The 14,447-nt window shown below is 67.5% G+C and carries 7 protein-coding genes and 1 pseudogene; all 8 read left to right on the top strand.

Annotation, left to right across the window (positions count from 1 at the left end; translation table 11 throughout):
• Positions 1-8 precede the first annotated feature (8 nt).
• Positions 9-2,084, top strand: a complete 2,076-nt coding sequence (locus ACF8NF_RS12470; protein WP_252652013.1) for a hypothetical protein — start codon at positions 9-11, stop codon at positions 2,082-2,084.
• A gap of 166 nt (positions 2,085-2,250) precedes the next feature.
• A complete protein-coding gene (locus ACF8NF_RS12465) occupies positions 2,251-7,806 on the top strand; it encodes a DNA repair ATPase (RefSeq protein WP_392450669.1) in 5,556 nt (1,851 codons plus the stop codon).
• Between the two features lie 245 nt (positions 7,807-8,051).
• Positions 8,052-8,696: an aldehyde dehydrogenase iron-sulfur subunit PaoA gene (gene paoA / locus ACF8NF_RS12460; protein WP_209801741.1), complete on the top strand. Its 645-nt coding sequence runs from the start codon at positions 8,052-8,054 to the stop codon at positions 8,694-8,696.
• The gene (locus tag ACF8NF_RS12455) at positions 8,693-9,643 is read left to right on the top strand and encodes a xanthine dehydrogenase family protein subunit M (RefSeq protein WP_046988194.1); all 951 of its coding nucleotides are present in this window, start codon (positions 8,693-8,695) and stop codon (positions 9,641-9,643) included. Before paoA ends, ACF8NF_RS12455 begins: the two co-directional genes overlap by 4 nt.
• Positions 9,644-9,647: 4 nt before the next feature.
• Positions 9,648-11,906 (top strand): aldehyde oxidoreductase molybdenum-binding subunit PaoC, encoded by a 2,259-nt coding sequence (gene paoC / locus ACF8NF_RS12450; RefSeq protein ID WP_343740815.1) that lies wholly within the window; start codon positions 9,648-9,650, stop codon positions 11,904-11,906.
• Between the two features lie 291 nt (positions 11,907-12,197).
• Positions 12,198-13,538 carry an MFS transporter gene (locus ACF8NF_RS12445; protein ID WP_343740814.1) on the top strand — a complete coding sequence of 447 codons (1,341 nt, stop codon included), beginning with the start codon at positions 12,198-12,200 and terminating at the stop codon, positions 13,536-13,538.
• 84 nt (positions 13,539-13,622) lie between these two features.
• The gene (ligA, locus tag ACF8NF_RS12440) at positions 13,623-14,030 is read left to right on the top strand and encodes a protocatechuate 4,5-dioxygenase subunit alpha (protein WP_016453399.1); all 408 of its coding nucleotides are present in this window, start codon (positions 13,623-13,625) and stop codon (positions 14,028-14,030) included.
• Positions 14,030-14,447, top strand: a pseudogene (locus ACF8NF_RS12435) (protocatechuate 3,4-dioxygenase); the annotation flags it as partial. The gene ligA and the pseudogene ACF8NF_RS12435, both read left to right, overlap by 1 nt.

Raw genomic sequence — 14,447 nt, 5'->3', positions numbered from 1 at the left:
AGATTCGCATGAACATGAGCAACATGGAGTGGTACATCGTCGCCGGGGTGGTGATCGGTTCCGTCTTCGTCGTCATCCTCGGGCTGTTCGCCCTGGTCAAGGCCTTCTACATCAAGGTCCCGCAGGGCACGGCGCTGATCATCAACGACACCACCTCGCAGCCCAAGGTCAAGTTCACGGGCGGCCTGGTGCTGCCGGTGATCCACAAGAAGGAATTCATGCAGATCTCGCTGCTGACGCTGGAGATCGACCGGCGCGGCAAGGAAGGCCTGATCTGCCGCGACAACATGCGCGCCGACATCACCGTGGCCTTCTACCTGCGGGTCAATGAAACGGCCGAGGACGTGCTCAAGGTGGCCAAGGCCATCGGCGTGGACCGGGCCTCGGACAAGACGGCCGTCAACGAGCTGTTCAACGCCAAGTTCTCCGAGGCGCTCAAGACCGTGGGCAAGCAGATCGAGTTCGTGAAGCTGTTCGAGAACCGCCAGGATTTCCGCGACCAGATCATCCATGTCATCGGCAACGACCTCAACGGCTATGTGCTGGAGGACGTGGCCATCGACTATCTGGAGCAGACTCCCAAGTCCTCGCTGGACCCCAACAACATCCTGGATGCCGAAGGCATCCGCAAGATCACCGAGCTGACGGCCAACCAGAACATCGTCACCAACGAGCTCGAGCGCAACTCCGACCTGGCCATCACCAAGAAGAACGTGGAGACCAAGGAAGCCATGCTGGCGCTGGAGCGCCAGCAGGCCGACGCCGAGGCCCGCCAAAAGCGCGAGATCGCCACCATCCAGGCGCGCGAGCAGGCCGAGACCCAGAAGGTGCAGGAAGAAGAGCGCCTGAAGGCCGAGCAGGCCCGCATCCAGACCCAGGAGCAGCTGGACATCCGCGAGGAAAATCGCCAGCGCGAAGTGGCCGTGGCCCAGCAAAACCGTGAGCGTGCGGTGGTGATCGAGGTCGAGAAGGTCACGCGCGCCAAGGAGCTGGAGATCGTGGCCCGCCAGCGCGAGGTGGAGCTGCAGCGCATCGAGAAGGAAAAGGCCATCGAGGTCGAGAAGGCCAACATCGCCAATGTGGTGCGCGAGCGCGTGGTGGTGGAAAAGTCCGTGGCCCAGGAAGAGGAACGCATCAAGGAAGTGCGCGTGGTCTCCGAGGCCGAGCGCATGAAGCAGGTCACCGTGCTGACTGCCCAGGCCCAGGCCGAGGAAGACCTGGTGCGCCAGGTCAAGAAGGCGGAGGCCGAAGAGGCCGCCTCGCGCCACAAGGCCGTGGAAGTCACGACCATGGCCCAGGCCGAGCTGGAGGCGGCCAGCAAGACCGCCGAGGCCAAGAAGAAGCTGGCCGAGGCCATCGAGGTCGAGCGCGCCGCGCCCGGCCTGGCCGATGCCAAGGTGCGCGAAGTCACGGCCGCCGCCCTGGAAAAGGAAGGCCTGGCGCAGGCCAGGGTGATCGCCGAGAAGATGATGGCCGAGGCCAAGGGCCAGCAGGAAAAGGGCCTGGCCGAGGCGCGCGTCATCGAGGCCACGGCCGACGCCAACGAAAAGCAGGGCCTGGCCGATGCCAAGGTGCTGGAAGAGCGCCTGCTGGCCCAGGCGCGCGGCGAGGCCCAGGTGGGCGCGACCAAGGCCTTGGTCACCCGCGACGTGGGCACGTCCGAGGCCGATGTGCTGCGCGACAAGCTCTTCGCCGAGGCCAAGGGCCTGACCGAAAAGTTCACCGCGCTGGCCTCGCTGTCCGACCAGGCGCGCTCGCATGAGGAGTTCCGCATGCAGCTGGAGAAGAACTTCGAGCAGGCGCTGGCCGCCATCGAAGCCAACAAGAGCGTGGCCAAGGACCAGTCCGAGGTGCTGTCGGCCGCGCTCAGCAAGGCCAACATCGACATCGTGGGGGGCGAGGGCGCCTTCTTCGACAACTTCGCCAAGGCGCTGTCCGTGGGCAAGGCCGTGGAAGGCGTGGCGGGCAAGAGCCCCATCGTGCAGGACCTGATCGGCAAGTTCCTCAGCGGCAAGGGCGGCGCATCGCTGCTCAACGCGCTGGGCGACGGCAAGGGCCTGCCGCCCACGCAGAGGGTCGACTGAACGGTCGATTCAACGGCCGACTGAACGGGGCGGCCGCCCGGCCGCTCCCTCCGCCGGCTGCCCAGCCTCCCGCATCCGCCTTCGTCTTCGCCTGCCTGCCCGCCCGTCTGCCGGCCGGCGGGGAAAGGCGTGAATGGTCCCTGACACGCGAAAGCCCGTGACGCCCATGTCCCAACCGTCCCAACCGTCCCCATCGTCCACACCGTCCTCACCGCCCCTCTCCCCCGACACTGCCGCCTCCGCCGTGGACCAGGCAGTCGCCAGCGGCGGCTCCTACGAAGTGCTGGCCAAGCGCCTGGACGGCCAGGGGCAGGCGCTGGAGGCGCTGGTGCGCCAGCTCAACGAGGAGCGGCTGGAGGAATTCGGCCGCAGCCAGATGGAAGTCATCGGGCGCATGCGCGTGCGCACCGAAAACAACTGCCTGGGCCGCGACATCGCCCAGGTCGGCGGCTACCTGCTGTTCGGCTACAACGTCTTCATGGGCCTGAAGCAGTCCACGCGCGTGGAAGACGTGTTCGGCCTGTACCGCCTGCACGAGGGAGAGCAGGGCTACGAGGTCACTCCCGTGGACCTCAAGGACAGTTTCCTGGGCATACAGAGCTTCGTGCAGGACTTCCAGGAGCTGTACGCCTACTACAAGAACACGCGGCTGATGCAGCTGGCCGTGCGCGACGGCAAGCTGCTGGCGAGCTTCCAGATCGGCGAGCGCCTGTCCGATGTGCGCGTGTTCCGCTGGTCCGTGCCCGTGGACGGCCAGCCCATACGCTACATAGACAACCGCGGCGAGCGCGACATCGAACTGCCTGCGCCCCATGACTTCGAATGGCAGCGCGCCGGGCGCGAGCAACTGGTGCAGGGGCGCCACCCGCACATCAACGTGCTGGACAAGGTCTTCGTCGAGACCCTGGGCGGCACGCTGACCATCAAGGTCGAGAACAACACCAACGACGGACTGGGCATCTACAGCGAGCCCGTGCAGGAGAAGAACCAGTCGCTGGACGACGCCGTGTTCGAGTACGCCGCCGTCGGCAGCCTGATCCTGCTGAAGATCCTGCCCTACCGCGAAGAGCAGTGGCGCTACCTGATCTTCAACACCGTCTCCCGCCAGGTGCTGCGCATGGATGCCATCGGCGCGGCCTGCATCCAGCTGCCGCAGGACCACGGCATCATCTTCCCGGGCGGCTACTACCTGCAAAGCGGGGAGAACCGCTCGTTCGAGCAGAACATGCAGGGCATGCGCTACCGGCGCAGCATCCGATCGCCCAACGGCGAGGACGTGCTCTACGTGTTCTACGAGCCCGAGAGCGGGCGCATGGCGCTGTTCAAGTACAACCTGATCGAGCGCGCCCTGCAGCCGCCCATCATCGGCCACGGCCATGCGCGCATGGACGACGGGCGCATCGTCATCTTCGCGGCCGAGAGCAACGAAGCCTCGCGCGTGCACCCCATGCAGGTCTGGCGCACGCCCTTCGCCTCGGACGACTACGCGGCGCGCCAGCCGCAGCGCGACAGCTTCCTGGGCCGCATAGGCAATGCCGAGCTGGTCAGCGGCATCTCGGACCTGTACAGCGTGCGCAAGGAAATCGCGGCCACCGAGGTCTCGCTGCCGCGCTACGAGCGCCTGATCGACGCCGCGCGCCGCCTGTTCGAGCGCTACCACTGGCTGGGCGCGCCGCAGCTCAAGGGGGTGCACGAGACCCTGCTGGGCATCGTCGCCACGGGTGATGCGGTCATCGACGAGTACGAAAAGGTCGAGAGCATCCGCAATGCCTCGGCCAAGGCCATGGGCGAGGTGTCCGGCCGCCATGGCCGGTTGCTCAAGCAGTTGCGCCTGGCGGACTGGAAGGGCATTGGCGAATACGTGGATGCGCTCACCCAGCTGGGCCAGCTGCGCGGCCAGCTCATGGCCACGCGCGACCTGCGCTATGTGGACCAGGCCGCCATCGACACCATGGTGCAGGGCGTCAACGAGGCCCAGGCCGATGTCTCCCAGCGCACGGCCGCCTTCATTGCCACCGACGAGGCCATGCAGCCCTATGCCGATCAGCTGCAGGCGCTGGACCAGGCTGCGCAGGCGGCAGCCACGGTGGCGCAGATCAACGAGCCGCTGGCGCGCATGGCCGACATGGCGGCCGCGCTGGACATGCTGTCCGAGCTGATGGGCAGCCTGTCCATCGACGACGCCACGCAGCGCACCCAGGTGGTGGACCGCATCTCGGCCGTCTATGCGCGCCTGAACCAGGTGCGTGCACGCGCCGAGCAGCGCAGGTCGGGCCTGGGCGGCGCCGAGAACGTGGCCCAGTTCGCGGCCCAGCTGGCGCTGTTCTCGCAAAGCATCGTCAGCGCCCTGGGCCTGGCGCAGACGCCCGAGAAATGCGACGAGCAGCTGGCGCGCCTGCTGGTGCAGCTGGAGGAGATCGAAAGCCGCTTCGGCGAGCACGAGCAGTTCCTCGGCGACATCATGGCCAAGCGCGAGGAAGTGCTGGAGAGCTTCGAGGCGCGCCGCCAGTCGCTGCAGGACGAGCGCCAGCGCAAGGCGCAAGGCGTGCTGGACGCGGCCCTGCGCATCGTGCAGAGCCTGCCCAAGCGCACCGAGAAACTGGCCAGTGCCGACGCGCTGCATGCGTTCTTTGCAGGCGATCCGCTGATCGGCAAGCTCAAGGAGCTGTCCCAGCGCCTGCGAGAGCAACTGCACGACCCGGTCAAGGCCGACGATATCGACGGCCGCGTCAAGAACCTGCGCGACCAGGCGTTTCGCGCGCTGCAGGACCGCAGCGAGCTGTACGAAGGCGGCGGCGCCATCATTCGCCTGGGCCGCCACCGCTTCAGCGTGGGCAACCAGGAACTGGACCTGACCCTGCTGCCGCGCAACGGCGCTTTGTTCCTGCACCTGGTCGGCACCGAGTATTTCGAGCCCGTGGACAACCCCGAGCTGGCCGCTTTGCAGGCCTACTGGGATGCCTCCACGCCGGCCGAATCGGCAGACTTCTATCGCGGTGAATACCTGGCCCTGGAAGTGGTGCAGGCCGCACGCCAGCGCCGCGACGGCTGGAGCGAGGCCCGGCTGGCCCAGTTGCTGCCCGACGAGGCGGCACTGACCCAGGCCATCCGCGAATTTTCCGCGCCGCGCTACCGCGAAGGCTATGAGCGCGGTATCCACGACCATGATGCGGCCCGCATCCTGCAGGTACTGCTGCCCCTGCGCGATGCCGCCGGCGTGCTGCGCTTTGCGCCCGGTGCCCGCGCGCTGGCCCTGCTGTTCTGGAGCGCACATGCCCAGGTGCAGCAGCCGCAGCTGGCTGCCGCCATGGCGCAGTGGCCGCTGCGCGCCCAGCAGGCCCAGGCCATGCAGCAGATGTTCGGCAGCGAGGCCGAACAGCTGAGCCTGCGCGCCGACATTGCCGAGCGCCTGCGCGCCTATGCCGACGAGCGGGGCCTGCTGCGCGACCTGCTGCCAGGACAGGCGGCGCCCGCAGACAGCGATATCGACAGCCTCATCCACGGCGCCGCCGACTACCTGCAGGCCGAGCTGGCGCAAAAGGCCGTGCGCTTTTCCTTCTCCAGCTACAGCCAGTCGGCCATTGCCGCACTGCAGGCCGCCGTGCAGCAGCAGGCCCAGCCGCTGCAGCGCTGGGAGGAAATGCAGGCCTACTGGCAGGGCGAGGACCGGCACGACAAGCCTTTGGCGCCGCTGGACCAGCGCTGGCGCAGCGCGCTGCACTGGCTGCAGACCGCCTGCCGCGCGCTGGACGACGGGCAAGGGCAGGCCTGGCTGGCCTATTGCGGCGAAGCCGCCGCCTGGCTGTGCTGCGCCGGCCCACTGCCCTGCAAGGTCAGCAATGTGGACCTGCGCCATGAAGTGCCGGGCCTGCTGGGCCAGCATCCGCGCATTGCGGACGGCCGCATGTGGCTGCAGATCGACGACCTGGGCCAGCGCGCCGCGCGCCATTTCCGCAGCTTTGTCCCCGAATTCGGCCGCTACCAGGCGCTGCGCCAGCAGCTGCTGCAGGACTGGCGCTCGCGCGTGCGGGTGGATGAATTCAAGGCCCGGCCGCTGTCGTCCTTTGTGCGCAACCGGCTCATCAACGAGATCTACCTGCCCGTGATCGGCGACAACCTGGCCAAGCAGATCGGCGTGGCTGGCGAGAACAAGCGCACCGACCAGATGGGGCTGCTGATGATGATCTCGCCGCCCGGCTACGGCAAGACCACGCTGATGGAGTACGTGGCCAACCGCCTGGGCCTGATCTTCATGAAGATCAACGGCCCGGCGCTGGGCCACTCGGTGCGCTCGCTGGACCCGGCCCAGGCGCCGGACGCCACGGCGGCCAAGGAGCTGGAAAAGCTCAACCTGGCGCTGGAGATGGCCAACAACGTGATGCTGTACATCGACGACATACAGCACACGCACCCCGAGTTCCTGCAGAAATTCATCTCGCTGTCGGACGGCACGCGCCGCATCGAGGGCGTGTGGAAGGGCCAGACCCGCACCCACGACATGCGCGGCAAGCGCTTTTGCGTGGTCATGTCGGGCAATCCGTACACCGAGTCGGGCGAGGTCTTCAAGATCCCAGACATGCTGGCCAACCGTGCCGACATCTACAACCTGGGCGATGTGCTGGGCGGCATGCAGGAGGTGTTCAAGCTCAGCTATATCGAAAACAGCATGACCTCGAACGCCGTGCTGGCGCCGATGGCCACGCGCAGCCTGCAGGACCTGTACCTGCTGCTGGACAAGGCGCAGGGCAGGGATGTCTCGGGCAACGCGCTGTCGCACGACTATTCATCGGCCGAGCTGCGCGAGATCGAGGCCGTGCTGGCCCGCATGGTGCAGGTGCGCGAGCTGGTGTTCAAGGTCAACCAGCAGTACATCCAGAGCGCCGCGCAGGACGACGGCTACCGCACCGAACCCGCCTTCAGGCTGCAGGGCAGCTACCGCAACATGAACAAGCTGGCCGAAAAAATCACCCCGGTGATGAACGACCAGGAAATGCAGCAGATGCTGGCCGACCACTACCAGGGCGAAGCGCAGATGCTGACCACGGGCGCCGAGGAGAACCTGCTCAAGCTCGCCGAGCTGCGCGGGCAGATGAGCGACGAGGACAGCGCCCGCTGGCAGCAGATACGCCAGCAGTTCCTGCGCCGCCAGGCCGCAGGCGGCGCCAATGCCGACGCTGCCACGCGCGTGACGGCGCAGCTGGTCGATCTGGTCGCCGCCACGCGCGAGGTGGCCCAGTCGGTGGCCCAGCCCCAGCAGCAGGCGATGCAGGAAGGCGCCGCTGAACAGTCCCAGCTCCTGCAAGCGCTGCAGGCACTGCTGGCCCGGCTGCTGCAGACGCAAAGCGCCGCAGGCGACTCGCTGCACGGCATACGCGAGCTGATGGCGCAAAGGGCGGCCAGCGAGCCCGCCAGCACCCAGGCCGGCACCCCGTCGGAGGTGCAGGCCGCCCAGGACCGTCAGGCCCTGGTCCACATGCTGGGCCAACTGCTGACCCGGTCGCTGGCCCAGTCCCTGGAGCCCGTGGTCACGCACCTGGACCAGGCCCGCCGCCAGCAGCTGGGCTTGCACCGCGTGCTGATGCAGGTGGCCACGCGCATGCAGGAGCAGATCGACGCCCAGCGCGCGGGCCGTCCCGTGCCGGCTGCGGGCGCCATACGCTCCGAGGAAATCGACAAGGCCTTCGAGCGCATGCAGCGCGGCGACGTGCCGCCTGCGGCCTAGGCGCAGCGCCGGAGCAAAGCCGGGGCAGGGCACATCGGCAAAGGCCGGGGCGCCTTGCTGGCGCTGCCTTTGCATGGGCCGGGGGCCCTCGCACGTCTGCATGCGCTGATCCGTCATCGGACAACCCGATGTCCCGGACGTTGGACCATCACCTACAACCCGGGGCGCGTCCCGAACCGATGCTTGGAGTGGCGTGTCCGCAGCAGTGCGCACGCCCCACGAAGAGCCAACACGATGGACGCCCCATGGAACACAACACCCAGCTTTCCGTTTCGCGCAGGGACCTGCTGATTGCAGGTGCCTCCACGGCTGCGGCAACGGCCGTGCCCCGATCGGCCGGCGCGCAAGTGCAGCCTCCCTCCATCCCCGAAGGGGTCCAGCTGCCCGTCACCCTGCAAGTCAACGGCAAGGAACACCGCCTGGACCTGGACACCCGCACCACGCTGCTCGACGCCCTGCGCGAGCATCTGCACCTGACCGGCACCAAGAAAGGCTGCGACCATGGCCAGTGCGGGGCCTGCACGGTGCTGGTCAATGGCCGTCGCGTGGTGTCCTGCCTGAGCCTGGCCGTGATGAACCAGGGCGCCGCCGTGACCACCATCGAAGGTCTTGGCACGCCGCAATCCCCGCATGCCATGCAGGCCGCCTTCGTGCGGCACGACGGTTTCCAGTGCGGCTACTGCACGCCGGGGCAGATCTGCTCGGCCGTGGGCATGCTCGACGAGATCCGGCAAGGCATGCCCAGCCATGCCAGCGAAGACATCGTGGCCCAGCCCCTGGTGTCGGCCCATGAACTGCGTGAACGCATGAGCGGCAACCTGTGCCGCTGCGGGGCGTATTCCAACATCGTCGATGCCATCACCGAAGTGGCGGGGGAGGGGCGCACATGATTGCCTTCACCTACGAACGCGCCCAATCCCCCGCGCAGGCTGCCGCCGCCGTGGCGGCCCGGCCGGGCGCCCGCTTCATCGCCGGGGGCACGAATCTGCTGGACCTGATGAAGCTGCAGATAGAAACCCCCGTGCATCTGGTCGATGTGAACGGCACCGGCATGGATACCGTGGAGTCCACCGCGCAAGGCGGGCTGCGGATTGGCGCATTGGTGCGCAACAGCGACCTGGCCGCCCATGTGCGCGTGCGCCGCGACTACGGCGTGCTGACGCGCGCCCTGGTGGCCGGCGCCTCGGGCCAACTGCGCAACATGGCCACCACAGGCGGCAATCTGCTGCAGCGCACGCGCTGCCCGTATTTCTACGACACCAATATGCCGTGCAACAAGCGCGTGCCGGGCAGCGGCTGTTCGGCCATTGCCGGCGTGAGCCGCCAGCATGCGGTGATCGGCGGCAGCGAGGCCTGCATTGCCACCCATCCCAGCGACATGGCCGTGGCGCTGCGCGCGCTGGACGCCACGGTGGAAACCGTCCAGGCCGACGGCAAGGCCCGCGTCATCCCCATTGCCGACTTCCACCGGCTGCCCGGCAGCACGCCGCATGTAGAGACGGCCTTGCAGGCCGGCGAACTGATCACCTCCGTCACCCTGCCGCCGCCGCCGGGCGGCACGCACATCTATCACAAGGTGCGTGACCGCGCTTCCTATGCGTTTGCACTGGTGTCTGTGGCCGCCATCGTGCAGCGCGACGGCAGCGGGCGCGTGGCCCTGGGCGGCGTGGCGCACAAGCCGTGGCGTCTGGAGGCTGCCGAAGCGTTGATGCCGCAGGGCGCCAAGGCCGTCACCGACCGCCTGCTGGCAGGCGCCCGGCCCACGCACGACAACGCCTTCAAACTCACGCTGGCCGAGCGCACGCTTGCCTCCGTGCTGGACCAGGCCAGGAACTGACGCCATGAAATTCGACACCCCCGCAACGGTCAACCCCATTGACCAGCTCAAGATCATCGGCCAGCCGATGAACCGCATCGACGGCCTGCTCAAGACCACCGGCACGGCGCCGTATGCCTATGAGCGGCATGACGTGGTCCAGCACCCGGCCTATGGCTATGTGGTGGGTTCGGCCATCGCCAAGGGCCGCATCCGCAGCATCGGGCTGGCGCAGGCAAGCCGCGCGCCCGGCGTGCTGGCCATCGTCACGGCACAGACCGCTGGCAAGCTGGGCCAGGGCAAGATGAATACCGCGCCGCTGCTGGCAGGCCCCCAGGTGGCCCACTACCACCAGGCCGTGGCCCTGGTGGTGGCGGAGACCTTCGAGCAGGCGCGTGCCGCGGCGCAACTGGTGCAGGTGGACTACGAGCCGGTGAACGGCGCCTATGACCTGGCCAAGGCCAAGGACTCCGCCGTGCCACCCGACAGCATCAATGGCGATGCGCCGGACACGGCCATTGGCGATTTCGACGGCGCCTTCGCTTCGGCCCCCGTGAAGGTGGACGCCACATACACCACGCCAGACCAGTCGCACGCCATGATGGAGCCCCATGCCACGCTGGCCGCATGGAAGGGCGACCAGCTCACGGTATGGACCTCGAACCAGATGATTGCCTGGGGGCAGGGCGAGCTGGCAAAGACGCTGGGCATTCCCAAGGACAAGGTGCGCCTGGTCTCGCCATTCATTGGCGGCGGTTTTGGCGGCAAGCTGTTCCTGCGGGCCGATGCACTGCTGGCCGCACTGGGGGCGCGCGCGGCAGGCCGGCCCGTCAAGGTCGCACTGCAGCGCCCGCTGATGGCCAACAACACCACGCACCGCCCGGCCACCATCCAGCGTGTGCGCATCGCGGCAGGGCAGGATGGCAGGATCACCGCCATCGGCCACGAAAGCTGGTCGGGCGACCAGCCCGGAGGATCGGCGGACGGTGCCGTGGACCAGACCCGCCGCATGTATGCCGGCACCCATCGCATGACCGCCACGCGCCTGGCCGTACTGGACCTGCCCGAGGCCAATGCCATGCGCGCCCCCGGCGAAGCCACGGGGCACATGGCCCTGGAAGTTGCCATGGACGAGCTGGCGGAAAAGCTCGGCATCGATCCCGTGGAGCTGCGCATCCGCAACGACACCCAGGTGGTGCCGGACAGCGGCAAGAAGCCGCAACCCGAGGCGAAGGAGGGCACCCCTGCCCAGGAGCACAAGCCGTTTTCCCGCCGTGAGTTCGTGCAGTGCCTGCGCACGGGCGCCGAGCGGTTCGGATGGAGCCAGCGCAATCCCCAGCCGGCCCAACGGCGCGAAGGGCGCTGGCTGATCGGCCTGGGCATGGCCGGCGCCTACCGAGGCGCGCCTGTCATGAAGTCCGCCGCCCGCGTGCGCCTGGACAGGCAGGGCATGCTCACCGTGGAAACCGACATGACCGACATCGGCACGGGCAGCTATACCATCGTTGCCCAGACGGCGGCCGAGATGCTGGGCCTGCCGCTGCAGCAGGTGCGCGTGCGGCTGGGCGATTCCGGCTTTCCCGTGTCGGCCGGTTCGGGCGGGCAATGGGGTGCGGCCAGTGCCACCTCCGGCGTCTATGCCGCCTGCGTGAAGCTGCGCGAGGCCGTGGCGCGCAAGCTGGGCATGGACCCGGGGACGGCCGAATTCGCGGATGGGCATGTGCAGGCGGGCGGCAAGCGCCGGGCCCTGGCCAGCGCTGCCGGCGACGGCGACGGCGACCTGACGGCCGAGGATGCCATCGAATTCGGCGTGCTCGACAAGAAGATGCAGCAGTCCACCTTTGGCGCGCACTTCGTGGAGGTCGCCGTGGACGCATTCACCGCCGAGGTCCGCGTGCGCCGCATGCTGGCCGTTTGCGCGGCCGGCCGCATCCTCAATCCCAAGACGGCCCGCAGCCAGGTCATCGGCGCCATGACCATGGGCGTGGGAGCGGCCCTGATGGAAGAGCTGGCCGTGGACACGCGCCTGGGCTTGTTCGTCAACCACGACCTGGCGGGCTATGAGGTGCCCGTGCATGCCGACATCCCGCACCAGGAAGTGATCTTTCTGGACGAGGTCGATCCCATGGCCTCGCCCATGAAGGCCAAGGGCGTGGGCGAGCTGGGCATCTGCGGCGTGAGCGCGGCCATTGCCAACGCCATCTACAACGCCACCGGCGTACGCGTGCGTGACTATCCGGTCACGCTCGACAAGCTGCTGGCGGGGCTGGGGAGGCTGGCATGACAGGGGAGTGCACCTGAGGCAGCCCGCTCAGGCCCTGGATTCTTGATGAACGAAGGCCGGTCACCTCTGGGTGGCCGGCCTTTTTGCATTTAGCCATCAATAGAACGCATAGCTTGCGCGTCCGTCGGCATTGGCCTGGAGAGGCTGGCGTGGAGATACTTTTTGCACTGGGAAATGTCGGCGCTGTGCGCTCCGAACGCAGGCCACCCCCAGTTTCCCCACAACAGAACCTGGCCTGGGTGCAAAGCGCCTGCCAGGGCAAAGAGACAACCTGCTCCGACAAGGACTTGTATGAAAGATATCCGCAAGACGATGGACGAGGGCGCCATGGCGCCGTTCCAGTGGCTCGCCGTGGCCATCTGCATCCTGCTCATCATGCTGGACGGCTTCGATGTGCTGGTGATGGCCTTCACCGCCTCGGCCGTCGCTGCCGAGTGGAAGCTCAACGGGGCGCAGCTGGGCGTGCTGTTCAGTGCCGGGCTGATCGGCATGGCCATAGGCTCGCTGTTCCTGGCGCCCGTGGCCGACCGCCGTGGCCGGCAACCCGTCATCGTGCTGTGCCTGGTCGTGGTGTCCGTGGGCATGCTGCTTTCTGCCGCAGCGCGCAGCTATGTGGAACTGGCAGCCCTGCGCGCCATGACGGGCGTGGGAATTGGCGGCATGCTGGCCAGCGTGGGGGTGATCACCTCGGAGTATTCATCGAACAAATGGCGCAGCACGGCGATTGCGCTGCAGGCCACGGGCTATCCGATTGGCGCCACGCTGGGCGGGCTCATGGCCGCCTGGCTGCTGACACACCATGGCTGGCGCTCGGTCTTCGTGTTCGGCGGCCTGGCCACGGCGCTGATGGTGCCCATCGTGCTGTGGCGGCTGCCGGAGTCGGTGGACTTTCTGTTGGGCCGCCGCCCGGCACGTGCGCTGGAAAAGCTCAACCGGCTGATGGCGCTGATGGGCCATCCTGCCTTGCTGCAGCTGCCTGCACAGGCCGGCGGCGAATTCCGGCAGGGCAACACCGTGGCTGCCCTGTTCAGGAACGGCCTGGCGCGCCCCACGCTGATGCTCTGGGCCGGCTTCTTCCTGCTGATGTTCAGCGTCTATTTTTCGCTGAGCTGGACGCCCAAGCTGCTGGTGCAGGCCGGCCTGTCGGCACAGCAGGGCGTGACGGGTGGCGTGCTGCTCAACCTGGGAGGCATTGCCGGCGGCAGCCTGTTCGGCCTGCTGGCAGTGAAGGTGAGGCTGCGGCATCTGGCCATGGGCAGCCTGCTGCTGAATGCCTTGTTCACCGCGCTGTTCGGCCTGGCCTCGGCTAGCCTGGGCTGGGCGTTCGCCGCAGCGGTAGGCGTGGGCGTGTTCCTGTTCGCCTCCATGGCCGGGCTGTACGGGCTGGTGCCGGCCACCTATCCGGCCCAGGTGCGCGCCACCGGCATGGGCTGGGCCATAGGCATTGGGCGCATAGGCGCCATCGTGGCGCCCACCATGGCCGGCCTGCTGCTGGACGGTGGCTGGCAGCCTGCCTCGCTGTACTACGTCTTTGCCTTGCCGCTGATTGCCGCTGCGCTGGCCGTGTGGGCCACGGGTGCCGGCCGCGCCCTGGCGCCGATGGGTGGCGCGCTGCGAGCGCCTGGTGCTTGATCCTTGAACCCCTATCCGTGAGCACGCGCCCGAGCGCCCGAGCGCCCAAGCGCTCAAGCGCTCAAGCGCAGGAGAAACACTTCCATGGCATTGGACAAACCCTATCTCGACGTACCGGGAACCACGGTCTTCGACGCCGAGCAATCCCGCCAGGGCTACTGGCTCAACCAGTTCTGCATGTCGCTGATGAAGGCCGAGAACCGCGAGCGCTTTCGGGCTGACGAGCGCGCCTATCTGGGCGAATGGGCCATGACGGCCGAGCAAAGACAGGCCGTGCTGGACCGCGACCTGAACCGCTGCATTGCGCTGGGCGGAAACATCTACTTCCTTGTGAAGATCGGCGCCACCGACGGCGTCAGCGTGCAGAACATGGTCTCGACCATGAGCGGCATGAACGAGGAGGACTACCGGCAGATGATGCTGGGCGGCGGACGCAGCATCAATGGAAACCGCTACCTGCATGAGCAGGAACGACAGGAAAAAGGCATCTGATGGCACGCATCACCGCATCCGTCTACACCTCGCATGTGCCCGCCATCGGCGCGGCCATGGACCTGGGCAAGGTGGGCGACCCCTATTGGCAGCCGCTGTTCAAGGGCTTCGAGCACTCGCGCCAATGGCTCAAGGACAACAAGCCCGACGTGATCTTCCTGGTCTACAACGACCACGCGACGGCGTTCAGCCTGGACTTCATCCCGACGTTTGCCATCGGCACGGCCGCTGAATACCAGCCCGCCGACGAAGGCTGGGGCCCGCGCCCCGTGCCCAAGGTCGTCGGCCATCCGGAGCTGGCCAGCCACATTGCGCAGTCGGTGATCCAGCAGGACTTCGACCTGACCATCGTCAACAAGATGGACGTGGACCACGGCCTGACCGTGCCGCTGTCGCTGATGTGCGGCGAGCAGGACG

It is taken from the genome of Delftia sp. WSY_22 (genome assembly GCF_043104185.1).
In the GTDB taxonomy this organism is placed as follows: domain Bacteria; phylum Pseudomonadota; class Gammaproteobacteria; order Burkholderiales; family Burkholderiaceae_C; genus Comamonas; species Comamonas tsuruhatensis.
The sequence above is the reverse complement of the archived record's forward strand: the minus strand, read 5'-3'. Positions and strand labels throughout refer to the sequence as shown.

What these genes read in the sequence shown, in the direction of transcription:
- ACF8NF_RS12445 (WP_343740814.1), top strand. Translation starts at nt 12,198, where the DNA reads ATGAAAGATATCCGCAAGACGATGGACGAGGGCGCCATGGCGCCGTTC.
- paoC (WP_343740815.1), top strand. Translation starts at nt 9,648, where the DNA reads ATGAAATTCGACACCCCCGCAACGGTCAACCCCATTGACCAGCTCAAG.
- ACF8NF_RS12470 (WP_252652013.1), top strand. Translation starts at nt 9, where the DNA reads ATGAACATGAGCAACATGGAGTGGTACATCGTCGCCGGGGTGGTGATC.
- paoA (WP_209801741.1), top strand. Translation starts at nt 8,052, where the DNA reads ATGGAACACAACACCCAGCTTTCCGTTTCGCGCAGGGACCTGCTGATT.
- ACF8NF_RS12465 (WP_392450669.1), top strand. Translation starts at nt 2,251, where the DNA reads ATGTCCCAACCGTCCCAACCGTCCCCATCGTCCACACCGTCCTCACCG.
- ligA (WP_016453399.1), top strand. Translation starts at nt 13,623, where the DNA reads ATGGCATTGGACAAACCCTATCTCGACGTACCGGGAACCACGGTCTTC.
- ACF8NF_RS12455 (WP_046988194.1), top strand. Translation starts at nt 8,693, where the DNA reads ATGATTGCCTTCACCTACGAACGCGCCCAATCCCCCGCGCAGGCTGCC.